Genomic DNA, 24,522 nt, shown 5'->3' on the forward strand with positions numbered 1-24,522 from the left:
ATTTTTGCCACCCCAGCAGGCCGGTGTTTATTTCTCCAGCCAGAGTATTTCACCCGATTTGGCACACCCTGTGCGTATTTCAGACACAGACAGCCCCTTACGACCCCCTTCACTGACCAAGTAAAGCCCCATAAGAAGCTCCCCCATCATTTTCATAAACAAGATCTTGATCACACCATTTACTTAGCCTGCTAAATAACTACAATGCTTAGCAGGCTAAGTAAATGGAGAGCACCTCATGATGAAGGATCTGGAAATGTTGCGCGAGTTGTCCCTCGCCGAACGAGTCGGACGACTGCATCGACTGTGGCGCACAGTGGCAGACCTGGAACTGGCGCCCCTGGGTCTGACCCATCCACGCTGGACAGCGCTCTGGAAACTCAGCCGCCTCGGTGGTCATCTCAGCCAGAAGACCCTTGCCGAAGCGCTGGAGATAGAGCTGCCGTCCCTGATGCGCACTCTGGGTCAGCTGGAGGAGCATGGACTGGTCGAACGCCATTGCTGCAGCCAGGACAAACGGGCCCGCATCGTCACCCTGACTCCGGCTGGCAAGGCGCTGCTCGACAAGATAGAAGATCGCATCATGGATGGACGCCGTGAACTGCTCGCCGGCATCAGCCAGCGGGAGCTGGAACAATTTGAAGACATAGTGCACCGCATCTGTGCCAACGCCCTCGGCAAGATAGGTTCACAGAGTGAAGAGAGAGAATAAGATGACCCCGGATCAACAATTCAAGCGCTGGATAAAATGGGCCATGGGCGCCTTTATTCTGGCCTTTGGCTATTTTCTGCTGGCTGACATCAAGATGCCGCTCACCCCGCAAGCCATGGCTACCCGTGTCGTGACCAAGATGGCCCCCCAGGTCAGTGGCAAGGTGATACAGGTTGCTGTTGGCAACAACCAGCATGTCAAACAGGGGGATCTGCTGTTCTCACTCGATCCCGCCCCGTTTGAACTGGCCGTCGAACAGGCCCGCCTCGCGCTGGCTCAGGCCGAGCAACAGAACCGCCAGCTCGACGCCACCCTCAACGCCGCCGCCGCCGATTTCAGCTCGCTGCAAACCCAGACCTCCCTGAAGCTGCGGGAAGCGGAGCGTATCGACGCCCTCTATCGTCGCCACATGGTCTCTGAGCAGCAAAAAGACGACGCCGACAGCGCATTTCGCACCGCCCAGGCCAACTTGTTGGCCAGCAAGGCCCGCATGACTCAGGCCCAGGTGAACCGCGGTCTGCACGGTGACGACAACCTGCTGCTGCGCCAGGCTCGCAATCACCTGGCCCAGGCCGAGCTCAACCTCGCCTACAGTCAGGTGCACGCCAGCCAGGATGGCATCATCACCAACCTGCAACTCAAGCCGGGCAGCTTCGCCGCGGCGGGTGCGCCGCTGCTGGCGCTGGTCTCCGAGCAAGTAGACATCATCGCCGATTTTCGCGAGAAGAGTCTGCGCCACGTCAACACGGACAGCCAGGCACTGGTCGCCTTCGATGGCGAGCCGGGCAAGCTCTATCCAGCACGGGTCACCAGCCTGGATGCCGGCGTCAGCGCCGGCCAGTTCGATGCCAACGGCCTGCTGGCCAGCCCCACCGAATCGGATCGCTGGGTCCGGGATGCCCAGCGCCTGCGCCTGCATCTGACCCTTGAGCAGTTGCCGGCACACCTGCCGGCTGGCGCCCGCGCCACAGTGCAACTGCTGCCGGACAACGCGCTAAGCGCGCTGTTTGCCCGCGGCCAGATCCGTCTGCTCAGCCTGTTGCACTATATCTACTAAGGTGGCAGCGATGAATCTGTGGCACAGGCCCCTCACCGCCAACGAGCTGCGTCAATGTCTGCGCATCGCCTTTGGCAGCACCACCGGCTTTTTGCTCTGCAAGTTGTTTGGCTGGAACTACGGCGTCTTCTACACAGTGACACCGGTATTGCTGCTGGGCATGGTGCCAGTGATGAACGGCCATGCGGCACGCCAGCTGATCGCTGCCGCCGTCATCTGCGGGGTGGAAGTCGGTCTGCTGGGCGGGCTGTTTGGCAGTCATCCCGGCCTGATGATCCCCATCGCCTTTTTGCTGTTTCTCTACCGTTTCGCCGCCATGTCACGGGGCAGCCTGTTTCTGTTCGGGGCCAACGGTGTGCTGAGTCTGAGCATAATGCTGCACTTTGCCAGCTACCCGCAGACCGATCTGAACGACCTCATCTTCAGCAACCTGTGGGCCAGCATACTGTCGGTACTCATCGCCTACCTGATGACGGCGCTGATCCCGGATGTAGAGGAGCGGCCCAAGCCTGCGGCGGCCCCCAAGGCACCGCACCGGATGAGGCACGAGGCCCTGCTCGGAGCCAGCATAGCCACCCTCTCCTTCATAGTGTTCCAGATCTTCGACTTGCGTGACTCCATGTCTGCTCAGGCCACCACACTGCTGCTGCTGTTTCCCATGCACTGGAACGGGGCCTTGAGCTATGCCCGCAAACGGGCCATGGGCACACTGCTCGGCGTGAGCTTTGGTCTCGTCAGCCAGCTGGTACTCTACGACTGGTCAGGTTTGCTGTTGCTGGTCGCCCCCATGCTCTGGCTCGGAGCCATGCTGTTCAGCTACGCCCATGTGAAGGAGGCCAGCGGCTCTGGCGTCGGCTTTGGCGCCCTCACCACTCTCGGCATCTTGTTTGGCCAGTACCTGACGCCGGGCAACGATCTGGTATTCAGCGCACTCTATCGAGTCAGCAGCATATTGTTTGCCATCGTTGCCACCCTGCTGGCCTGCTATCTCATTCACCGACTGCTTAACCGTTTCGAGGCCACTCGTTTCGGCTATTGACCCCCTGTTGTTAGCTCAAGGATGTGCTGCTTTTCGCCCCGTTATGCCTACCGGGGCGTTTTTTTGTCTGCATTTTGCAAGCAGGCCCCGCGGGTCTTGTGACTGCAGCCACTATGCTTGCAAGAGCCGTTCGCAATAGCAGCAGGAGACACACAATGGCACGAGTACCCGGAAGCTGGCTGGCGTTTGGTCTTTTGCTCGGGATGAGCAGCGTCTGGGCCAATCCAGTGCTTGTCGCAGCCGAAGATGACTGGGCCCCCTATTGCGCGCTGGACAAGGAGAGCGGCCAACCACAGGGGTTGGCACCGGCCTTGGTGAAAGCGGTGTTCGCCATCGAGGGCATAGCGCTTGAGTTTCGTACCATTCTCTTCGCCCGCTGCATGCACGAAGCCAAGAGCGACAAGGTGCTGGCTTGTTTCAATGCCACCATCACAGAGGAGAACCGCTATCAGTACCACTGGCACGAGACCCCCATGTTCGAGGAGGATCTCGCCATCTTCGCCCTCGCAGGCGGCGGGCACCATGACCTCAAACTCACCGCCCTGGAGGGCAAGACGGTGGGCATTACCCTGGGTTACACCTATCCCACCGATTTCATGGATAACCCCAGGATCACCCGCTTTCAGGCCAAATCAGATGCCCAGATCATAGAGATGCTGGTACGCGGACGGGTCGACTACATACTGATGAACGAGATGCCTGGCTATCTCAAGATCCAGCAGAAAGCACTGACCGGCCGTGTCGTCAAGGTAGGCAAGATCTCCACCGATGGCTTCTGGCTCGCCTTCTCCCGTGCCCATCCCCAGGGAGAAGCCATGGCAAAACGCTTCGAGGAAGGGCTGCAAAAGATCAAGAACAACGGCACCTATGAGACGCTGGTACGCGACTTTGAGCACAGCCTGGGCCTGCATTGAATGTATTTCGCCCCCTGTGCGCCGCCTCAGGACGCATATAGACGCAATAGAGACAATTGAGCATTGAACCTTCTCCTCAACCTGTTAGGCTCGAGCCCGGATGACACCGATGGAGAATTCAAGATGAAACACGCCAATATATTCTTGCTGGGCATCACGACCCTGGCTCTGCTGAGCGGTTGCGAACGCGGAGCCTCCACATTGAGCGTGACCGGCGGCGAGCCCATCACCTATCAGTGCGAGCAGAACAAGAAGGTGCAAGTGAGCTACTTTGCCCTCTCCGACCAGAGCCTGAATTTCATCAAACTGGCACTGCCAGATGGCAAGGATTACACGCTGCCACAAACCATTTCAGCCTCCGGCGCCCGCTATACTGATGAGCATGAGGCCGTCTGGTGGAACAAGGGGAATGAAGGCTTCGTCGAAATGCGCGACAAGAACGGCGAGTGGCAGAGCGTCTACAACGACTGCAAACAGCAGTAATGAAAAATCCCGGCCTGGCCGGGATTTTGCTATTTAACCTCTGTATCCAGACAAGAGACCATCTGCACAGCGATGGTGTGCAACTTGTGTCCGTTTTCCTCGTTCAGCCACGCTTGTCGCTGATCACCAGCCAGAGCGCATGCACCATACCTGGCAAAAGTGCAGGCTGAAGCCTACCTGGATAAAGGCGCATACCGGAGGCAAAAAGATGGCCAGCAGTATCTTGAGCAGATTGTTCATCTCGCACTTCCTCGTCAAAGATGTTTCACGGTTCGGGATGAACTCACCATAAACAGCCTTGACCTCAACTGCAAACGAAACAAGGGCCCACTCGCGGCTCTCACACCTGAGTCAAACAGGGGATCCGCTCCCCCAACTGCTCGCGCCAGACTTTGAGGTCGTGGATCTGCTGGTTGCTGCTACCACGCCAGAGCAGACCGGGATCTGCCAGCGCCTTCTCGAACTTGCCATCCACCAGCACGTCCAGCAGGGCGACCAGCTCGCGCTGGGCCTCTGACAGTTCGCCGAGCAGATAGCCGGTCCAGCACCAGATGTCCTTGCCGGGGCACTCGGCCCGCACCCGCTTCACCAACGCCAGCACCTGGGGCACGTTGGCGGGGTGGAGCGGATCGCCGCCGGAGAGCGACAGACCACGCCGTTTGATGCGCGTGTCGTTGAGATCCTGGATGATGCGATCGCACATGGCCTCATCAAACGGCTTGCCGCCATCGAGCCGCCAGGTGCTCTGGTTGTAGCAACCCGGACACTGATGCTCGCAACCCGACACAAACAGGGTGGCGCGGGTGCCGGGCCCGTTGATCACATCGACCGGGTAGTATTGGTGGTAGTGCATTCTTAGAGATTCTTTGTGAATTGAAGGTAATCCAATACATTCCGCATAAAACCTACCCTCTCACAGGCAAGTCTTTGGAAATCGTCATCTTCACGACGGTCCAAGATAAACAGAATTTTTTCCCGAAGAAGAGCTTCATCAAGCTCGTAACCATGTTCTTCAACATAGGCATGAATAAAGCGATAGAAGACTCTAGTGTCGCTGTCATGACCTTCATGCCAAGAGTCTAGACTGACCCATTGCTGTAATAACTGCTCCGACATTGGCTTCAGAAACATTTCACATTCCCTCAAAGAGAGACTCCCTGCTACACAGGGAGTCTCTCTATCGATTCACATATGCTTGACGCGGCGTTTCACTTCTTCCTGCTTGCCCGCATTGAAAGGGCGCGCATCCGGGCTGCCGAGGTAGCCGCAGACACGGCGGGTCACAGACACCTTGGCCGGATCGTGGTTGCCACAGCGCGGGCAGGTGAAGCCCTTGGAGGTGCACTCGAACTCGCCGGTGAAGCCGCAGTCATAGCACTCGTCAATGGGCGTGTTGGTGCCGTAGTAGGGCACCTTGTCATAGCTGTAGTCCCAGACGTTTTCGAGCGCTTCCAGGTTGTGCTGGATATTGGGGTACTCGCCGTAGCAGATGAAACCGCCGCTGGCGATGGGCGGATAGGGCACCTCGAAGTCCAGCTTGTCGTACGGGTTGACCTGCTTCTCCACGTCGAGGTGGAAGCTGTTGGTGTAGTAACCCTTGTCGGTCACGCCAGCCACCACACCAAACTCCTTGGCATCGATGCGGCAGAAACGGGTGCAGAGGTTCTCACTCGGGGTGGAGTAGAGACTGAAACCGTAGCCTGTCTCCTCTTTCCACTCGTCGGTGGCCGCCTTGAGCCGCGCTATGATGGCGACGGCCTTCTGGCGCAAGGTATCGCTGTCGAACAGATGGACATCGGTGCCAAACAGGGCGTTGATGGTTTCGTGTACCCCGATATAGCCGAGCGAGATGGAGGCACGACCGTGCTTGAAGATCTCGCTGACGTTGTCGTCGGCCTTGAGCCGCACGCCACAGGCCCCTTCCATATAGAGGATCGGCGCGACCCGCGCCTTGACGCCATCCAGCCGCTCGATGCGATACATGAGCGCCTTTTTGGCAACTCGCAGGGCGGCATCCAGACGATCCCAAAAGTCCGCCTCATCACGGGATTTCAGGGCAATGCGCGGCAGGTTGAGGCTGACCACCCCTATGTTGTTGCGCCCTTCGTGGATCAGCTCGCCATTTTCCTCATAAGCCCCGAGGAAGGAGCGACAGCCCATAGGCGTCTTGAAGGAACCGGTCACCTTGACCACCTGGTCGTAGTTGAGGATGTCCGGATACATGCGCTTGGAAGCACACTCCAGCGCCAGCTGCTTGATGTCGTAGTTGGGATCGCCCTGCTTGTGGTTGAGACCATCCTTGATGGCGAACACCAGTTTCGGGAACACGGCGGTCTTTCTGTTCTTGCCAAGGCCGGCGATGCGGTTGCTGAGGATGGCGCCCTGTATCATGCGGGACTCCCAGCTGTCGCCAAGGCCGAAGCCGAAAGTAACGAAGGGAGTCTGGCCGTTGGCGGTGTGCAAGGTATTGACCTCGTACTCCAGCGACTGGAAGGCGTCGTAGCACTCCTTCTCGGTACGGGCCATGGCGTAGGCGTCCACATCCTTGATCACCCACTCCTCGGCCACTTCCCTGTGTTTCTGCCAACTGATGGTTACATAGGGGGCAAGCACCTCGTCGATGCGATTGATGGTGGTGCCGCCATAGATGTGGCTCGCCACCTGGGCGATGATCTGGGCGGTCACGGCGGTGGCCGTGCTGATGGATTTGGGGGTGTCTATCTCGGCATTGCCCATCTTGAAGCCGTGGGTCAGCATCCCCTTCAGGTCGATCAGCATGCAGTTGAACATGGGGAAGAAGGGAGAGTAGTCGAGATCGTGGAAGTGCAGATCGCCGCTCTCATGAGCCTGCACCACGTCGCGGGGCAGCATGTGGCTGGTGGCGTAATGCTTGGCGACGATACCGGCCAGCAGATCGCGCTGGGTCGGGATCACCTTGGAATCCTTGTTGGCGTTCTCGTTGAGCAGGGCCGCGTTGGTCTGCTCCACCAGGCCACGGATCTCCTGAGCCAACCGGCCGCGGGCCTCGCGAGCCTGATCCCGGTCGTGACGATACTCGATATAGGCACGGGCGATGGCCTTGTCGTCGGAAGCCATCAGATGGTTCTCGACCCGGTTCTGGATCTCGTGGATATCCACCTCGCCACGCCCTTCCAGCTCCTGAGTAACGGCGGCGGCAACGCGCTCACCCAGGGTCGGATTGGCCTGACTGACCGCCTCTGCCGCTCGGCCCACTGCCTCGGCAATCAGCTGGGCATTGAATGGTGCGCGACATCCATCACGTTTGATCACAACCGGTTTCATGCGTTTTCCCCGTTTAAAAGGCCAGGCTATCGCCTTCGGCTTACCCTTGTTTGGTGCCCTTCTCCACGCCTCGTCCTGGGCGCAAATAAATTCAGCCTTGGCTTGACAAGCCAAGGCTGACGATGAGAAGAGAACAGCTTGTACACAGCTTAACAACACAACATATAGGTGTTTTATATGAATACATCCCTATATGTGGTGTCTATTAGGCACCAAAGCGCAGCCTCATTTCTTGATCCAGAACAGGTTTTGAGGCGAGTGGCACAGTTCCCGACCAGTGAAAAACAGCCCCATACAAGGCTATTCTCAAGCCTGGTGCGGGCTGGCGTTCGACGGGACAGTGACAGAAAAAAATCCCCTCCTGCGACAGTGGCTGACGAGGACACGTCTGGCGTAAAACAGGCATAATGAGTGGAATATCATTGCCATCGACGGGACCCGATATGGCCAAGACCCTGCTACTGCTGCTGTGCCTCCTGCCCTGCCGGTTGTGGGCGGCCGAGATCCTGGTGATCAGCAGCTATCACGCCGAATACCTGTGGGATCAGAGTTACAACGCCAGCCTGCAAACCCATCTGAACGGCAAGCACCACATCAGCCACTTCTACATGGATACCAAGCGCCGCCCCCATGACGAGTTCGACCTGATGGCCGAGCAGGCACTGGCCTTCTACCGGCAGCTCAAGCCCGATCTGGTGGTGCTCGGCGACGACAACGCCATCAACTATCTGGCCAACGAGATCGCCTCCCTCGGTACGCCCGTGGTGTTTCTCGGCATGAACGAAAACCCGCGCCACAAGGGACTGGTCGGCCATCCCAAAGTCACGGGCGTGCTGGAGCGCCCCCTGCTCAAACGCAACATCAGCGAAATGAGTCAGCTGATGGGCGGCATCAAGAAGGCGCTGGTGCTGTTTGATTCCAGCAACGTGGCGCTCACCGCCATTGAAGATGAATTCAAGACCCAGACCGATCTGCGGGTCGGCCATACCCGGGTCAACAGCCAGCTCATCGGCGATTACAGCCTCTGGCAGGAGGCTGTGCTCAACGCCAAAAAAAATGGCTACGACGCCATCTTCATCGGTCTCTACCACACGCTGGTGGACGATACAGGCAAACATGTGAGCGAACAGACAGTCCTGGCCTGGGCCAGTGTGCACAGCCCTGTGCCCCTGTTCTGCTTCTGGGAGTTTTCGGTGGGTACGGGCAAGGCCATAGGTGGCCTGGTGCTGGATGGCCGCGATCAGGGAGCGAAAGCAGCAGAGCTCGTCAACGCCATACTGGCGGGAGCCCAGCCCAGAATGCTGGCCCCCCGTGCCGCCGTGCGGGGCGAGTATGTGTTCAGCAAGCAGGAGCTGGCCCGCTGGCAGCTGACGGTGCCAGAGAAGTGGCAAGGCAAAACCCAGTGGCGCGACTAACGCCCTGAAACAACAAACCCGGCTGGATGGCCGGGTTTGTTGTTTTCAGTGTATCGTCATCGCCAGATCATGACTGAAGGGCTGCCTGTAACTGCTCTTCGGTCCAGATGGTGATGCCGAGCTCCTGGGCCTTGGCCAGCTTGGAACCGGCCGCTTCCCCCGCCACCAGCACATCTGTCTTGGCCGACACAGACCCGGCTACCTTGGCCCCCAACGCCTGCAGCGCCGCCTTGGCATCGTTGCGAGAGAGCAGGTTGAGGGTGCCGGTCAGCACAAAGGTCTTGCCGGCAAACGGCTGCTCGCTTGCTTCCTTCTTCTCGATGGCCGGCCAGTGGATACCAGCGGCCAGCACCTCAATGTTGTGGGGCTGGCGCAGGAAGTAGTAGACGTGCTTGGCCACTATGTCCCCCACGTCGGCCACTTCCAGCAATTGCTCCACCGAGGCGGCACGCAGGGCATCCAGAGTGAGGAAATGGTTGGCCAGGTTCAGCGCTGTCGCCTCCCCCACTTCGCGGATCCCCAACGCAAACAGGAAGCGGGGCAGGGTAGTGCTGCGCGCCGCATCGATGGCCGCCACTAGATTGAGGGCCGATTTTTGCCCCATCCGCTCGAGCCCGGCCAGCTGAATGGCGTTGAGGCTGAACAGATCGGCCGGGGTCTTCACCAGCCCCTTGTCCACCAGCTGCTCCACTATCTTGTCGCCGAGGCCATCCACGTCCATGGCACGGCGGGCGGCGAAGTGCTTGATCGCCTCCTTGCGCTGCGCCTCGCAGAACAGGCCGCCAGAGCAGCGGGTGACCACTTCCCCTTCCAGCCGCTCCAGCGCCGAGCCACAAACCGGACATTGGGTAGGAAAGAGGATCTCGCGGGCATCAACGGGGCGCTGCGCCTCCACCACGGCGACTATCTGCGGGATCACGTCCCCGGCCCGGCGCACGATCACGGTATCGCCGATCATGACACCAAGGCGTTCAATCTCGTCGGCATTGTGCAAAGTGGCGTTGGAGATGGTAACGCCACCGACAAACACGGGTTTAAGCTTGGCAACCGGAGTCACGGCACCGGTACGACCCACCTGAAACTCGACATTCTCGAGCAGTGTCATCTCCTCCTGGGCCGGAAACTTGTGGGCAGTGGCCCAACGGGGAGCGCGGGCCACAAAGCCCAGCTCTTCTTGCAGGGGGATGGCGTCAACCTTGTAAACCACGCCGTCTATCTCGTAGGCCAGCTCGCCGCGGCGGGCCAGAATATCGTCGTGAAAGGCCTGGCATCCGGCCGCGCCTTCCTTGAGTTTCACCTCCGGGCTCATGGGCAGGCCCCAGGCTTTGAGCTGACACAAGCGGCCGAAATGGGAATCCCCCAGCTGATCGCCGCCCACCCCGACGCCATAGGCGTAGAAGTTCAGCGGGCGACTGGCGGTGATGCGGGAATCGAGCTGACGCAGGCTGCCAGCCGCGGCATTGCGCGGGTTGACGAACACCTTCTCGCCAGCGGCCAGTGCTTTGGCATTCATCGCCTCGAAACCGGCCTTGGGCATAAATACCTCGCCACGGACTTCCAGCCGGGCGGGCCAGTCGCTGCCGCGCAGGGAGAGCGGGATCGCCTTGATGGTGCGCACGTTCTCGGTGATCTCCTCACCGGTTGCGCCATCACCCCGGGTAGCGGCCTGCACCAGCTGACCATCCACATAGAGCAGGCTCACCGCCAGACCGTCCAGCTTGGGCTCACAGCAGAAGGTGAAGCTTATCTCCCGCTTCAGGCGATCCTTCATGCGCTGCTCGAACGCCTGCAACTCTTCGCTGCTGAAGACGTTGTCCAGGCTCAGCATGGGGATCTCGTGACGTACCTGCCTGAAGGCAGTCAAGGGTTGACCACCAACCCGAACACTCGGGGAGGCAGAGGTTTTCAGTTCTGGGTGCTCGCTCTCGATCGCGATCAGTTCCCGCATCAGGCGATCGTATTCGGCGTCTGGGACGGTGGGGTTATCCAGCACATAGTACTGATGACCGTATTCGGTCAGCAGATCACACAGTTGACGGTGGCGGGAGAGGGTTTCGCTCATGGAAAAGTCTCGGACTGTGGTTGGAATAATAAGTTAACCGCACAAACAAAAATGCGGCACCTGGGTACCGCACTTTTGATGTATTCGACCCCGTGGAGTCTTAGTCTCGATTGGCCTCATAGGCGGCCAGTTCGTGCCGGTAACGGGCTATGGTCTCGTCGCTCAGCGGGCTGCGATCCATGTCAGTCAACATGGCATCGAGATCGCTGGCCAGCTGGTCGGCAGCCTGCAGCATGTGCTCGAAGGCAAAGGCTGCATTGCTGCGCAGCGGCAGCTGCATGAACAGGGAGACACCCGGGGTGTTGAACTGCTCCATCCGGTACGGATTGAAGGTGCCCGGCTTGACCATGTTGATCATGGAGAAGAGCACTTCACCCTTGCCGTTGAGATCCTCGTGGCGATGGAAAATATCCATTTCACCAAACTTGAAGCCCAGCGCCATCAGGGAAGCCAGCAGAGTCGCCCCTTCCAAATCGTGACCGGGGCGCGCCATCAGGTTGATGACATAGACATCCTGCCAGATCTTCTCGACCGGCTGGGTATCCATCAACGGCTCACCAACGGGCTCCTCATACACAGGCTCCTCGTAGGCAGGCTCCTCGTAGGCAGGCTCTGGGGCCACATAACGGGGCTGCGGCTTGTACTCAGGCGCTGGCACATGAGCAGGTTCGCGGGCACCGAAGGTAGGTGCGGTCGCGTAGGCCGGCTCGACCAGAGGTTCATCATCCAGCTGTTGCAGCAGCGGCTCGCGCTGGGAACGAGAACGGTGTACCGGGGTACGACGGATCACCTGGGCGGGCTTGCGCACCGGGGCGGCAGGCACTTCCTCTACTGTCTCGGCGATGGGCTCCTCGAACTCCTCCTCGTCTTCTTCGTAGACGGGGGGCGGGGCAACCGGGCGAGCGGCAGGCTTGCGCACCACAGGGGTTGGCAGCTCGACCTCGTCATCCTCGTCATCGAAAGCGGTGACGGGCGCACGGCGGCTGACATCCGGCTGGCGAGCCTCCTCGCTGTGGAGCTTGGGCTCGGCACGACGGCTACCGCTGACCACACGCACCTGACCGACACCATCGTTGTCGAAGGCGTCACTGTCGCGACCACGTGATTTGGATTCCATCCGGCCCAGAGGTTTCTCTTTGATCGGTGCCTGACGATTCTTTCTGTTGCTCCACAACCCGTGAATGAGCAATGCCGCAATAGCAATACCGCCCAGGGCAACCAAGATGTAACGCAATTCCTGCATTAGCTGCTTCTCTTTCTAGTTTTGCTCAGCCAAAGCGACGGCTTCACCGATATCGACCGACACAATGCGAGAAACCCCGGGCTCTTGCATCGTAACGCCAACCAGCTGCTCAGCCATCTCCATGGAGACCTTATTATGACTGATGTAAACGAACTGTACTGTGCTCGACATCTCTTTGACAAGAGAACAGAAGCGACCGACGTTCACTTCATCGAGCGGTGCATCCACCTCATCCAGCAGACAAAATGGTGCTGGGTTGAGTCTGAAGATGGCAAAAACCAGCGCAAGTGCGGTTAACGCCTTCTCCCCCCCGGAAAGCAGGGCAATGGTAGCATTCTTCTTACCCGGAGGTCTTGCCATGATGCTCACTCCGGCCTCCAAAAGATCATCCGAGGTCAGCTCAAGCCAGGCACTGCCTCCCCCAAACACTTTTGGAAAGAGGGATTTTAAATCTTCGTTGACCTTATCGAAAGTGTCACGGAAGCGTATTTGTGTTTCTTTATCAATTCTTTTAATGGCTTGGCTCAAGGTTTCCAGCGCTTGCTCGAGATCCTGACACTGGCTTTCCAGGTAGGTTGAGCGGGTTTTCGCCTCTTCGTACTCCTCCAGCGCCGCCAGGTTGATGGCGCCAAGTGCCTCCACCTGAGCCTCCAGCGTCTGGATCTCCTGACGCAACTTGCCGCGATCGGCGGCGATCAAGACAGCCTGATCGAGATCCACCAGCCGTACTCCCAGCTCCTCGAACTGCTCATGCAACCCCTGACGGCGGGTCAGGTTGCGCTCGCGCTCCAGCCTCAGGGTCGCCAGCTTCTCCTGCAAGGTCAGCAGCTGCTTGTGATCAACGCTGCGTGCCTGTTCCAGTTCGGTCAGTTGTCGTTCCAACTCTGCCAGCCTTTGATGGCAGGCAAGTTGCAATGCTTCGAGGTTGCGTTGCTCGACCAGCAGGGGCGACAGATCCTGACCCGGCGTGGCCCCTGGCTCCTTGAGTTCGGCCAATTCCAGCCCGAGTCGGGCCAGTTCCTGCTCCCGCAGGCTGATGAGCTGGCTCTGATTCTGCTGCTCCAGCTGCCAGCGCTGGCAGCTGGCTTGTTGCTGCTCACGGCGCAGACGCGCCTCTTCCACCGCCCGCTCGGCATGAGTGACTCGCTCCTGAGCAAGCTGCAGCGACTCGGTCAAGGGCTCACCCTGTTCCTGCAACTCGCCAAGCCGCTCCTCATCGAGCTCAAGCTGCTGCAATGCCGCTGCCAGCCGCTGCGCCTCGTCGGCCTGCTCCTTGTCCAACCTAGTCAGCTCTTCGCCAAGCTGACCGAGCCGTTGCAACCGCTCCTGGCGCTTGCCTTCCCGCAGGCTCCAGGCTTCACGCAGTTGCTGCCACTGCTGTTCCTGCTCGCGCACTGTACGCTGGCTCAGTTCGAAGGCACTGTGCAGCTGGGCGCGCGTGGCATCGGCAGTTCCCAGTTGTTCATTCAACCGGCCAAGGGCCTGCTGGCCTGCCGCCAGTTCTGTGTGTAACCGCTCACGTTCACCGAGCAGGGCCAGAGTGCCGAGTGCCCCGCCCTGGCCGAGATCGGCCCAGTTAGGGCCAAACCAGTCTCCCGTCGGGGTCAGTACCGACTCACCAGCCAGGAGGCCAGGCTGGCGGGCCAGCGCAGCATCTCTATCTTCAACCAGCCAGATGGCGTTGAGGAAGGCGGGAATATGCGCGCCCTCAAGCCGAGCAGCCAGGGTACCTGCCACCGCAGGTCGGGATGGACCAATCCAGAGCCCGTTCTGCGCCAGATTGCACTCGTCGCTGGGCTGGGCGGTGAGCCAGCGGCCGAGCACCTTGTCAAGCGCCTGTGCCCACTCGGGCGCCACCTGCAGCCGATCCGCCAGGGTGGCGCCCACCATCTGCTCCCCCAAAATTTGGTCAAGCGTGGTGAGACGGGCTTCAAGCTCCCGCAGCAGGCCGCTCTGCTGGCTTTGCTGCAACTTGCACTCTTCATGGCGAGCCACGCTGGCCTGCCACTGCTGCTCCAGCTCGGCGTGGCGAGCCCGGGAGCATTCCAGCTCGGACGCCAGGGCGTCTAGCCCGGGCTGCAACGACTCCCCTTCCCCGCCGAGTGGACCTGCGCGTTCATCCTCCAGCTTGATCCGTGCCAACCGTGTCTTGGCTTGCAGCTCCTGCAGACCGTTCACTTGGGCACGAGTCTGGTTGAGCTGCCCCCGTAACTGGCCGAGTTGTTGTTGCCACTGCTGCTGGCGTTGACGCGCCTGCTCCAGCTGCTCGCCGGCGACAAGACGCAACCCCTGCTGCTCGGTGAGCAACTGCTCACACTGTTCGAGTCGCGCCGACTCCTGCTCCCCCTTGAGGGTGCCTTCGGTCAGCTGTTCCTGCTGGCTCGCCAGTTGTGCCCTGATGCCCTCTATCCGCTCGCCAAGCGCCTGACGCCTGATCTGCCAGTCGCGACCAAGCTCGGTCTGATGAAGTTGCTGCTGTTCGAGGCGGGCGATGGCCTGGCCACCGAGAAAAATTTGTTGCTGGCGGCTCGCTTGCTCGGCCTGAGCCTCCTGGCGGGCCACCGACAGGGTGACGTGACGCCCCTCATCCTGGGTGCGCTTGGCATCCAGCGCTGCCAGCGCCTGTTCGGCCTGAGTCAGCTCGGCCTTGGCCTCACCCAGGCGAGTCTCCAGCGCCCACAGTTCGGAACCGATAAGCTCGGCCCGTGCGGCGCGCGAACGGCTCTTGAGTTGCTTGTAACGTTCGGCCGTCTCGGCCTGGGCCTTGAGATGTTCGAGGCGGGAGCCCAGCTCACCGCGAATGTCGCCGAGCCGCTCCAGATTCTCCTGGGTATGGCGGATTCGCTGCTCGGTTTCGCGTCGCCGCTCCTTGTAGCGGGAGACACCCGCCGCCTCCTCCATGAACAGCTTGAGATCGGCGGGGCGCGACTCCACCAGCCGACTGACGGTGCCCTGCTCTATGATGGCGTAGCTGCGCGGCCCGAGGCCGGTACCGAGGAAGAGGTCGGTGACATCCTTGCGGCGGCACTTCTGGCCGTTGATCTGGTAATGGTTGGAGCCGTCGCGCAGCACCTCGCGGCGCACCGAGATTTCGGTAAAGCGGCCAAATTCACCGGGTACCCGGTTGTGGGGGTTGTCGAACACCAGCTCCACCGAGGCGCGACCGTGAGGGCTGCGGTTGATGGAGCCGTTGAAGATGACGTCCGTCATGTTCTCGCCGCGCAGATGGCGGGCCGAACTCTCCCCCAGCACCCAGCGCACGGCGTCGATCACGTTGGACTTGCCGCAGCCATTGGGCCCCACCACGGCGGTCATGTCGGCCGAGAACTCGATGCGGGTTGGCTCGACAAACGACTTGAAACCGGCGAGTTTGATCAATTTCAGACGCATGGAGGCCTATTGGGTAACGAAATAAAGAGAAGGCGGGCAGGCGACTTTACCAAATCCAAACCTTGTTTGTAATATGCTGGCACTTTCCCATGAACAGATGGAGCTCAGATGAGCCAATCACCCCCTATGGTCAAAGACTCAATCAGCGGCGCAGACTACTTCCTGCGCGGTTTCTCCCTCATTCGCCAACCGGGCATCCGCACCTTTGTGCTGATCCCGCTGCTGGTCAACTTTGTGCTGTTTGCCGGGGCCTTCTACGCCCTCTTGTTGCAGCTCGATGGTCTGTTCGGCTGGCTGCACCAGCAGATCCCCAGCTGGCTCAGCTGGTTGGACTATCTGCTCTGGCCCATCGCTCTGGTCACCATACTGGTGGTCTTCTCCTTCCTGTTCAGCTCGGTCGCGAACTGGATAGCGGCCCCCTTCAATGGCCTGCTTGCTGAGAAGGTGGAACAGACCCTCACCGGCGAGGTAGTCAGCGACACCGGCATGCTGGATATCGTCAAGGATGTGCCCCGCACCTTCGGCCGTGAATGGACCAAGCTGAAGTACTACCTGCCCAAGGCCATCGGCTGCCTGATCCTGTTCCTCATCCCCGTGGTCGGGCAGACCCTGGCCCCCGTGCTCTGGTTCCTGTTCAGCGCCTGGATGATGGCAATTCAGTACATCGACTATCCGTTCGACAACCACAAGATAAGCTTCATCACAATGCGCGATGCCTTGAAGCAGCGCCGCGGCAAGTGCCTGAGCTTCGGTGCCCTGGTCACCCTCTTCTCCGCCATTCCGGTGGTGAACCTCTTTGTGATGCCGGTCGCCATCTGTGGTGCCACCGCCATGTGGGTGGACCACTACCGCGCCGAACAGCTCAAACGTTGATCCCTGCCCCAATGAAAAAAGGCACCTCGTCGGTGCCTTTTACTTTTTGCATTATAAAAAATAATGAATAGCCTTCATTCCTTGTCCCATATAGCTTGAATTGATAGGATGCGGGCCTTTCTCGCACCCTGGGATATCTCATGTTACATACACTCTTCTTGCTGGGCCTGGTGGCCGAAGGAATGACTGGCGCACTGGCTGCGGGTCGGCGACGGATGGATCTGTTTGGCGTGGTGATCATCGCCTCGGCAACGGCCATTGGTGGCGGTACCATCCGGGATGTGTTGCTTGGGCACTATCCCCTGCTCTGGGTTGAACATCCGGAATATGTGCTGCTGGTGGCAGGCGCGGCCATGGCCGCCGTCATATCGGCACCGCTGATGCGCTACCTCGGCAAGCTGTTCCTGGCGCTCGATGCGCTGGGACTGGTGGTCTTCTCCATCTTCGGCGCCGCTAGGGCCCTGGAGATGGGCCATGGCATCGGCATTGCCTGCATCATGGCGGTGGTCACCGGCGCCTTTGGCGGTGTACTGCGAGACCTGCTCTGCCAGCGCATTCCCCTGGTGTTTCGCCGGGAGCTCTATGCTGCCATCTCGCTGATCACCGCCGCCATCTACTGCCTGGCGCTGGATCAGGGCCTGCCCAACGACTGGGCCGCCTTTGGTGCCATCGGGATCGGCTTCGTGTTGCGCTTGCTGGCGGTACGATTCAAGTGGGGATTGCCCACCTTCCACTATCAGTACGCAACCCACTGAGCGCGCCAGTTTCTGGCGAAGCAGTTCGGATTGCAGACAACAAAAAAGCGCCTGACAGGCGCTTTTTTGTATGGAGACACTGAGTGCGTACACGACTCAGTTAATCCCTTCCGAACTGAAGAAGGTTGCCTTGTCGGCGATGAAGCGGATCTTGATGTTCTTGCCCTCCTCTCCCCAGATGCAGCTGGTGGTGCCCAAGGCATCGTCGCAGCGCTCTGCCTTGCCGAGTATGGTGCTCGCTTCCGCGTAGCTGATCCCCATCTTCAACTTGTCGTAATTCTCGCGATTGAGCTTGCCACAACCGGTCAGCAGCAGGGCAATCATGCCCCCGAGCAAAATATGTTTCATCTGGTTCTCCTCTGGATAGTGTCCGGAGCCTAACAGCTCGGCCCCCCTCTTTGCCAGTGACCAGGCGCTGCAGCCCGCCATAGAGGCGAGGTGTCGCTCGCCGGCTGCCGCCAACGACTACCAGCTGCGGACGGGCCCGGTGTCCAGATGAACGAAGTTGTCGCTCGGGTAGTAGCCCACTCCACCCACCTTGAGATTGAGCGCAGCCTTGCGCAAATGGGCCAACTGAACACCCGGGATCCGCACATCCACCGCCTGACCCAGGGTGTGATAGCTGTGCTTGGCAACGCCGCGGCTCTTACTGCGCTTCTGGCGATTGGTCGCCGGCGAACGGTAGCCGGAAATAAGCTGGATTTCGCCGTTGCGGCCCAGCTTGTGCTGCAACAGATAGAGCTGATCGAACAGCTTCTTGTCGATGTTGAACACTTCGTTGCGACGATAGTCACGGAAAATATGATTGAGCTCGGCCAGCCCGTCTTGCAGGTAGCGACCATTCTCCCAATAACTGGCCTGCACCCGCTCACCGGTATTGAGATTGAAAAAACTGAGTTCACGTCCTGAGGTACTGCGGCTCGCCATGGCAGGGAATGAGAGCATGGCTCCCCCCAGCAGGCACCCAGCCCCCAGCAGCAGGCGACGTCGACTTATCTCTTGTTCCAGCATAAGGAGTTCGTCCATCGCAGATGTAAGCGACACTGTTGAGTGAATTTGATACAGGTGCTTGAAACTACCTTTCGAACCCTCTCATGTCAAACCGTCAGCACCAATGAAAAAGCCCGGCAAGGGCCGGGCTTTTCACTCTGTGGCAAGGATCACAGCAGGCGACTTTGGAAGCTGACTCGATCAAATCCATAGATGTCATTGCGCAGTTGCTGGCGACCCTCTTCGTCGATCCAGCTGCTCCAGTAGACGGTAAATACCGGGATAGGGGTGGTCAGCGGCAACCACTTTGTCTGGGTATTTTTCAGTATGCTAGCCACCTTGTCCGGCTGGTAGCGGGAGTCCGCCAGCAGCAACTCGGCCAGATCGTCTGCGTGCTCCACCCGGATACAACCGGAGCTGAAGGCACGAGCCCCTTGCTCGAACAGCGCCTTGCGCGGAGTGGAGTGCAGATAAATGGCGTCGTTGTTGGGCAGATAGAACTTGTAGCGCCCCAGGGCATTGTGATCACCGGGCTTTTGCCGCAGGCGATAAGGGAAACCGGCGGCCAACGCCTGATACCAGCCCTCTTCGGTGAACTGCACAGGGTTGCCTTCGCCGTCGATCACTTCGAACTGCTCGCGATTCAAATACGCAGGATCCCGACCCAGCTTGGGCAGAATATCCTTGCTCAGGATGGAACGCGGCACATGCCAGGGCGGGTTGAGCACTATGGAGCGGATCTCGCTGGCGAGTATGGGGGTTGCCCGCTGCTCCTTGCCAACGATGACTCGACTGGTAAACACCTCGTTGCCGGACTCCACCACACTCAGACGGTAGTCAGGAATATTGACCAGCACGTAACGGGCACCGGAGAGATGATCCACCAGATCCCGACGCCACAGGTTGCGCAGCAGCAGGCTGGCACGCACTTGCGGCCCGGTGTTGAGCCAGGTGCGAGTCTGGCGACCAATGATGCCATCGGCGGTCAGACCGTGGCGGCGCTGGAACTGCTTGATGGCCTGCTGGGTGTCAACGTCATAGGTGGCGTCGTCATGACGGGGGGCGCCATCCCCCAGCTCGTTGAGGATGGTACGGATCTGCCCCAGTTCAGGGGATGCCTCACCCGCCCGCAGGGTCGGCATGGTCAGGGTCGGCCACTGCTTGGCCATTGGCATGGCGAGCAGTTTGCGCACTTCCTCGCGCACCGACTCATACTCGGCGACCTGGGGTCTGAGCTGCTTGACCTGATCCAGCAGATTGTCACCAACAGGCTCGTGTGCCAACGGTTGGTTCAAATTGAGCTTGAGGGTTTGCATCTGCTCGCGGGCGACCAGATCCATGGCACGCCAGGCCTGCTGAAAACGGGCCAGCTTGCCAAAAACTTCATCATAAAGGGCGCCACGCTGATCGGCCGGCTTGGGCTGCAGCTTCTTCCAGAGACTGAAGAAGTCAGGGTGCAACTGGGCCAGTACGGCCTCCTGCAACTGGAGCTCCAACTCAAGGCGAGCCTGCTCTGCGGTACTGTTCTGATACCAGTCATGCTGCACCGCAGCCTGGGTTACCAACACCTGTCCTTCGCTTGCCTGCGCCATTGCCGCTGGCAAGCAGCCCAGCCAGATCAGGTTTGCCAACGCCAGCCAATACTTCTTCCCCATGCTTACCTCAAGATCGGTTCACTTCAACTGCCAGACCCTGCGGTCAAGGCGCTCATGATGCGTGAATGCCAGCGACTTTACTAGCTGGCGGGCGCGTAGCGCCGCCAGATAACGTCATACTCATTGGTTGCTTTAAATTCAGCCAGCTCCCGATTGAACGCCCTGACAAACGCCGGTGAAAGCCGTTGTTTGCTGAACATGAAAAAAGTGGGTGCTTCATATACGGCCATGACATGAGGCACGATCAGATCGTTTAGCCCCTCTTCTTTCAGACCCCAGGGCGTGGCCAGAATATCCCCGAGAAAACCGTCGATCCGGCCGAGCACCAGCTTGCCATAATTTTGATGATCATTGACCACGCTTACCTGATCAGCATAACGGCGCAACAAGTCGGCCGTCTCGGCCCCGTAGTAGTAATCCTTGGTCACCCCGAGAATATGACCACTGGCCAGCCAACTCGCCAAATCGCTTTCAGGGTAGGAAGAGGACTTGCGGACCCAGAGCACACTGCGCCCCGGATTATAGCCATCGGAAAACCAGGCATAGCGAGCACGCTCCTTGTTGGAGTATGCCTCCATGGCGATGTCGAGCGAGCCCAGTTCCAGATCGTGCAGTATCCGCTTCCAGGGCCGCTCCACATAGGTGACCTAACAACCCAGTCGCGTGAGCATGGCATTGAGTGTTTCCACGGCAAAACCTTTCAGCACCTTGTCATCCGTCGTCGCGCTGTCGTAATAGTGATACGGTGGCCAATGGTCAAAACCGACCCGCAGTGGAGAGGGGCACAAGCTGTTTGCCGATGCCGCCGGAGAGAGCAACCAGAGCGCCCAGCAGAAGAGTGTCAGCTTCATGAGTCATCCTTGACAACGCGATGCCCCATCATAAATCGCCCTTGGTCAAATGGCGACAGATCCTGCCACAGCGATTCTTATCCATCGGTACTCTACGCGGGGCGGGTTTATCCCCACAGGGACTCGGCCATGAAATCAGTCCAGACCCGGTGCGGCACCGGGCTTGTTCAAGCCATAAACAGGGCAAACCGGGAGCATTTGGAGTACGGGCTCGAAAGGGGTTAATATGTGACCAAATATATTTTTGTGATCCACTATGCTTTTTTTGCAATTGGATTAGCATATGCGCGAAATCAGCCTACCAATCGTGAGGCGTAGAGAGTGATATGACGTACAAAAAGTTCGGTTTTCTGACTGCCATCATGGCACTGAGTGGTTTCTACCTTTACACCCTCTATCTGGCTGCCCACCCCAACGTGAGCCTGGCCTACAAACTCTATTACCTGGAAGGCAAGACCCGCTTCTGGGAGCACAACTCCAGCATGACCTATCAGCCCGGCAACGAGCTCAACCTGACCAGGCCGAGCCGCTTTCTCTCCAGCGCAGGCTGGGCCAAGAAGCCAAGCAGCGAAGGCACCGAACTCAGCGGCCAGGGTGGCCTCTATTTCGTGCTGCCCAAGCATCAGGCTCAGCCTGAACAGTTGACCATACAGGCCAGGGTCAACAGCCCGCAGGCAGGCACCCTGCTCAAGGTGGCGCTGGGTCATGACTTCACCACGACAGTCCGCCTGGCCAAGGCTGGCATCAACGAAATCCGGCTCAATCTGCCGGGCGACTCTCTGACGTCGGACCCGAAACGGCCTAACTTCCTGGCGCTGTCCGCACCGACCCCCCTCAATGTCCAGTCGGTACGCCTGACCGTCGCCCAGTAAGACGTACTCTCCTATACGTTGTTTTATAAAATAATTTTCCAAATAAGGAAGTTTTCATGTCGCATGCCGATTTTCGACTCTCTCTGATCGTTCCCGTTTACAACGAGGAAGAGAGCATAGATGCCTTCATCAACGCGATAGATAACGAACTGGCGCCTCTCAAGGATCGGCTGGAAATAGTGTTCGTCAACGACGGCAGCCGTGACAGCACCCGTGAAGTGATCGAGCGAGCCATCACCCGCGATCCCAGGGTGACCCTGGTCAACCTGGCGCGCAACTTCGGCAAAGAAGCGGCCATGACCGCCGGTCTGCATCATGCCAAAGGTGATGCCATAGTACCGATGGACGTGGATCTGCAAGATCCCCCCTCCTTGATCCTGGAGTTCGTCAAGCTGTGGCAGACCGGTGACTATGACACCGTCTACGGCATACGGGTGGACCGCAGTGCCGATACCCCGATGAAGCGTGTCACCGCCGGTGGCTTCTACCGTTTCTTCAACGCCCTCTCCACCAGCACCAAGCTGCCGGAGAACGCAGGTGACTTCCGTCTGATCGACCGCCGTGTGGTCGAGGCGATCAAGCAACTGCCAGAGCGCAACCGCTTCATGAAGGGTCTGTTTGCCTGGGCCGGCTTTCGTGCCGTGGGCGTTCCTTACGAGCGCCCGGCCCGTCACGCCGGTGAAACCAAGTTCAACTACTGGAAGCTGTGGAACTTCGCCCTCGATGGCCTGATGAGTTTCTCCAGCTGGCCGCTGCGGGTGTGGAGCTATGTGGGGGTCGGTGTTTCCTTCGTTGCTTTCCTCTACATCCTCAAGATCGTCACCCAGGTGGTTTTCTTCGGGATAGACGTACCCGGTTATGCTTCCCTGATGTCAGTGGTGCTGTTCCTTGGTGGCATCCAACTGCTGTCTCTTGGCATCATTGGCGAGTACATAGGTCGCATGTTTGTGGAAGTGAAACAGCGTCCCATCTATCTCATCGAAGGGATCTATGGCCAGTATGCCAAGCCGGAGGCAGACAAGCAGCAGGACGCTGACACACAGCAAGAGACAGAACAGCAACAAGACAAGAAGGAGCAAGCGCCTCAATGATCTCCCGCGAGGAATTCTGGCGCCTGTTCCGGTTCGGTCTGGTCGGCGGGGGGGCAACCCTCGTCGACCTTGGTACCTCTATCGCGCTGTTTCATACCTGGCCCGCCATCTCTGAACACTGGGTTACCACCATCGCCTTCATGATTGCCTTCTGGTTCTCATTCTTTGGCCATCGTTACATCACCTTCCAGAAACAGGGTGCCATCGGCAAGTTCTTGCTGGTTGCCCTCTTCTCGCTGGCGGTGAGAAACCTGATATTGAGCGGTCTGCTGTTTGCGGGTCTTTCTGGTCTGCTGCCTGTGGTGATCGCCACGCTGACAGTCACAGTGCTCACCTATATCCTCTCTCGCGTCTGGGTATTTGCCTGATGAATGACATTACAACGTTGACTCCCGACAGCTCGACTCCCAGCAGTCAGGCTCCCTATCGCCCGTCACTGGCCATCAGCAGCCGTGACTGGCTGATGATCATCGCCGCCTTCCTGCTGAGTCGGGTTGCCCTCTATGGCATGGGTTATTTCGGTGTCCAGCTTTACGGCGCCACCGACATAGGTCCGCTACAAGCCTATTGCCAGTTCGACTGCGTCTGGTTCCAGCGCATCATCGAAAACGGCTACGATCTCTACCCGCGCTGGCTCAGCAAGGGCAATGCGGCCAACTGGGCCTTCATGCCGCTCTATCCGATGTTGTCAGGTGCGCTGTCAAACCTGCTCAACGTCGAGAGCCTGATCGGCCTGATGCTGGTGGCCAACATCGCCTTCTTCGCCAGCCTGCCGCTGATGCTGCTGGTGCTGCGCCAGCTCAAGCTGGGTGACGAGACTGCCCGCTTCGGAGTCTGGCTGCTCGCCTTCTCCCCCTTCTCCGCCTATTTCGTCTCCGGTTATACAGAGTCGATGTTCATGGCCTTGATGCTGGGGATGTTCCTGTTTGCCTATCGGGAACAATGGCTGATGGTCGCAGTACTCGGCGTTTGCATCTCCGGCACCCGCAATCTGGGTGTGATGATGGTCTTCCCTGTGCTGATCCTGGCGCTGCAGGCCTACGGCTGGCGGGAGTTCTTCCGCTTCACCGAACGCGCCCTCAAAGTGGTATTCACCCTCTGGCTCATTCCGCTCGGCCTGTTTTCCTATATGGTCTACCTCTATCACCTCACTGGTGATGCGCTGGCCTTCAAACATATCCAGGTGGCCTGGGGTCGTTACATGGACAGCCCGCTCGACTGGTGGCTGAGCGGCTTCGAACTGGGCGGGCGCAAGGCTTACCTCTCCATCATGGTGATCTTCGGCTGGTGCCTGAATCTCTACCTGTTCAGCCAGAAGCGCTGGGCCGAAGCCACCCTGATGTTCATCTGCTGCACCATACCGCTGATGACGGGCCTCAACGCCATGCCACGCTACATGTTCGGTCTCTACCCGACCCTGCTGGCCATTATCCTGCTGACCCATCGCTGGCCAGCCATGCGCCCGGCCGTGCTCTGCATCAGTGGCATGGTGGCCTCCTTCATCGCTGTGGCCTTCGTCAACTTCAAGTTCTTTACCGTCTGATGTAACGCGCCCAACGCCATGTCCAAAAATGCCGGTCACTTGACCGGCATTTTTTATGGTCTTCATAAATCGACGGGAGAAGTGAGCCTTGGCTGAAGGCGGGTAAACAAGACATCACCCACCCTGTTCCTATCGTGAAACGCGCAGGTGTTCTCCGACGCCGCGGATGGCATGAGAGCAAACGAACAAGGCAAGTCAGACAGCAAGAGGCGAGAGAGGGGTAGACAGCCAGCAAGAAGGGGGAGTTATCTTGCAAACCGTCGCGATGGGACAG

The 24,522-nt window shown here is 59.1% G+C and carries 21 protein-coding genes and 2 pseudogenes; 12 read left to right on the top strand and 11 right to left on the bottom strand.

Features of this window, described 5'->3' with window-relative positions; translation table 11 throughout:
- The first annotated feature begins 238 nt into the window (after positions 1-238).
- The 5 genes from slyA (at position 239) to AXW79_RS05590 (ending at position 4,205) form a co-directional block, all read left to right on the top strand.
- Positions 239-712, top strand: a complete 474-nt coding sequence (gene slyA / locus AXW79_RS05570) for a transcriptional regulator SlyA (RefSeq protein WP_005316886.1) — start codon at positions 239-241, stop codon at positions 710-712.
- A 1-nt stretch (position 713) separates the two neighbouring features.
- Positions 714-1,769: an HlyD family secretion protein gene (locus tag AXW79_RS05575; protein ID WP_005316888.1), complete on the top strand. Its 1,056-nt coding sequence runs from the start codon at positions 714-716 to the stop codon at positions 1,767-1,769.
- Between the two features lie 10 nt (positions 1,770-1,779).
- Positions 1,780-2,808, top strand: a complete 1,029-nt coding sequence (locus AXW79_RS05580) for a DUF2955 domain-containing protein (RefSeq protein ID WP_005316891.1) — start codon at positions 1,780-1,782, stop codon at positions 2,806-2,808.
- Between the two features lie 155 nt (positions 2,809-2,963).
- On the top strand, positions 2,964-3,722 hold the full coding sequence (locus AXW79_RS05585) for a substrate-binding periplasmic protein (protein ID WP_005316893.1): 759 nt from the start codon (positions 2,964-2,966) through the stop codon (positions 3,720-3,722).
- Between the two features lie 123 nt (positions 3,723-3,845).
- Positions 3,846-4,205 (top strand): MliC family protein, encoded by a 360-nt coding sequence (locus tag AXW79_RS05590; protein ID WP_005316896.1) that lies wholly within the window; start codon positions 3,846-3,848, stop codon positions 4,203-4,205.
- Between the two features lie 103 nt (positions 4,206-4,308).
- Here the strand turns inward: AXW79_RS05590 and AXW79_RS22095 are convergent.
- The 4 genes and pseudogenes from AXW79_RS22095 to nrdD all read right to left on the bottom strand — a co-directional run bounded on the left by AXW79_RS22095 (position 4,309) and on the right by nrdD (position 7,508).
- Positions 4,309-4,445: pseudogene (locus AXW79_RS22095) on the bottom strand (YqaE/Pmp3 family membrane protein).
- 100 nt (positions 4,446-4,545) lie between these two features.
- Positions 4,546-5,058: an anaerobic ribonucleoside-triphosphate reductase-activating protein gene (nrdG, locus tag AXW79_RS05595; protein ID WP_005316900.1), complete on the bottom strand. Its 513-nt coding sequence runs from the start codon at positions 5,056-5,058 to the stop codon at positions 4,546-4,548.
- Between the two features lie 2 nt (positions 5,059-5,060).
- A complete protein-coding gene (locus AXW79_RS05600; RefSeq protein ID WP_005316902.1) occupies positions 5,061-5,336 on the bottom strand; it encodes a hypothetical protein in 276 nt (91 codons plus the stop codon).
- Positions 5,337-5,390: 54 nt separating this feature from the next.
- On the bottom strand, positions 5,391-7,508 hold the full coding sequence (gene nrdD, locus AXW79_RS05605) for an anaerobic ribonucleoside-triphosphate reductase (RefSeq protein WP_005316904.1): 2,118 nt from the start codon (positions 7,506-7,508) through the stop codon (positions 5,391-5,393).
- A gap of 443 nt (positions 7,509-7,951) precedes the next feature.
- Here nrdD and AXW79_RS05610 point away from each other — a divergent pair, with 443 nt between their 5' ends.
- Positions 7,952-8,923: an ABC transporter substrate-binding protein gene (locus AXW79_RS05610; RefSeq protein WP_005316906.1), complete on the top strand. Its 972-nt coding sequence runs from the start codon at positions 7,952-7,954 to the stop codon at positions 8,921-8,923.
- Between the two features lie 67 nt (positions 8,924-8,990).
- On the opposite strand, the gene ligA is transcribed toward AXW79_RS05610, so the two are convergent.
- From ligA to AXW79_RS05625, 3 genes are all read right to left on the bottom strand, one after another.
- Positions 8,991-10,985 carry an NAD-dependent DNA ligase LigA gene (gene ligA, locus AXW79_RS05615; protein WP_005316908.1) on the bottom strand — a complete coding sequence of 665 codons (1,995 nt, stop codon included), beginning with the start codon at positions 10,983-10,985 and terminating at the stop codon, positions 8,991-8,993.
- 100 nt (positions 10,986-11,085) lie between these two features.
- A complete protein-coding gene (zipA, locus tag AXW79_RS05620; protein WP_005316910.1) occupies positions 11,086-12,228 on the bottom strand; it encodes a cell division protein ZipA in 1,143 nt (380 codons plus the stop codon).
- A 15-nt stretch (positions 12,229-12,243) separates the two neighbouring features.
- Positions 12,244-15,618: an AAA family ATPase gene (locus tag AXW79_RS05625; protein WP_005316912.1), complete on the bottom strand. Its 3,375-nt coding sequence runs from the start codon at positions 15,616-15,618 to the stop codon at positions 12,244-12,246.
- 108 nt (positions 15,619-15,726) lie between these two features.
- Here AXW79_RS05625 and cysZ point away from each other — a divergent pair, with 108 nt between their 5' ends.
- Together cysZ and AXW79_RS05635 are read left to right on the top strand one after the other, a co-directional pair.
- The gene (cysZ, locus tag AXW79_RS05630) at positions 15,727-16,491 is read left to right on the top strand and encodes a sulfate transporter CysZ (protein WP_011898471.1); all 765 of its coding nucleotides are present in this window, start codon (positions 15,727-15,729) and stop codon (positions 16,489-16,491) included.
- Positions 16,492-16,631: 140 nt separating this feature from the next.
- Positions 16,632-17,246 carry a trimeric intracellular cation channel family protein gene (locus AXW79_RS05635; protein WP_005316916.1) on the top strand — a complete coding sequence of 205 codons (615 nt, stop codon included), beginning with the start codon at positions 16,632-16,634 and terminating at the stop codon, positions 17,244-17,246.
- A gap of 96 nt (positions 17,247-17,342) precedes the next feature.
- Here the strand turns inward: AXW79_RS05635 and AXW79_RS05640 are convergent, their stop codons facing one another.
- The 4 genes and pseudogenes from AXW79_RS05640 to AXW79_RS05655 all read right to left on the bottom strand — a co-directional run bounded on the left by AXW79_RS05640 (position 17,343) and on the right by AXW79_RS05655 (position 20,742).
- The gene (locus tag AXW79_RS05640; RefSeq protein WP_005316919.1) at positions 17,343-17,594 is read right to left on the bottom strand and encodes a hypothetical protein; all 252 of its coding nucleotides are present in this window, start codon (positions 17,592-17,594) and stop codon (positions 17,343-17,345) included.
- Positions 17,595-17,711: 117 nt separating this feature from the next.
- Positions 17,712-18,257: a DUF882 domain-containing protein gene (locus tag AXW79_RS05645; RefSeq protein WP_005316921.1), complete on the bottom strand. Its 546-nt coding sequence runs from the start codon at positions 18,255-18,257 to the stop codon at positions 17,712-17,714.
- Between the two features lie 149 nt (positions 18,258-18,406).
- On the bottom strand, positions 18,407-19,891 hold the full coding sequence (locus AXW79_RS05650; RefSeq protein ID WP_005316924.1) for a L,D-transpeptidase family protein: 1,485 nt from the start codon (positions 19,889-19,891) through the stop codon (positions 18,407-18,409).
- Positions 19,892-19,971: 80 nt separating this feature from the next.
- Positions 19,972-20,742: pseudogene (locus AXW79_RS05655) on the bottom strand (substrate-binding periplasmic protein).
- Between the two features lie 326 nt (positions 20,743-21,068).
- Between AXW79_RS05655 and AXW79_RS05660 the strand changes: the two are divergent.
- Genes AXW79_RS05660 through AXW79_RS05675 form a run of 4 tightly spaced genes read left to right on the top strand, consistent with a single transcriptional unit; the run spans position 21,069 to position 24,248 of the window.
- A complete protein-coding gene (locus tag AXW79_RS05660) occupies positions 21,069-21,614 on the top strand; it encodes a hypothetical protein (protein WP_005316926.1) in 546 nt (181 codons plus the stop codon).
- A gap of 56 nt (positions 21,615-21,670) precedes the next feature.
- Positions 21,671-22,705, top strand: a complete 1,035-nt coding sequence (locus tag AXW79_RS05665; RefSeq protein WP_005316928.1) for a glycosyltransferase family 2 protein — start codon at positions 21,671-21,673, stop codon at positions 22,703-22,705.
- Positions 22,702-23,073 carry a GtrA family protein gene (locus AXW79_RS05670; protein WP_005316930.1) on the top strand — a complete coding sequence of 124 codons (372 nt, stop codon included), beginning with the start codon at positions 22,702-22,704 and terminating at the stop codon, positions 23,071-23,073. The genes AXW79_RS05665 and AXW79_RS05670 overlap by 4 nt, the downstream gene beginning before the upstream one ends.
- Positions 23,073-24,248: a hypothetical protein gene (locus tag AXW79_RS05675; protein WP_005316932.1), complete on the top strand. Its 1,176-nt coding sequence runs from the start codon at positions 23,073-23,075 to the stop codon at positions 24,246-24,248. Before AXW79_RS05670 ends, AXW79_RS05675 begins: the two co-directional genes overlap by 1 nt.
- Positions 24,249-24,522: the final 274 nt, after the last annotated feature.

This window comes from Aeromonas salmonicida subsp. salmonicida (assembly GCF_001643305.1).
In the GTDB taxonomy this organism is placed as follows: Bacteria; Pseudomonadota; Gammaproteobacteria; order Enterobacterales; family Aeromonadaceae; genus Aeromonas; species Aeromonas salmonicida.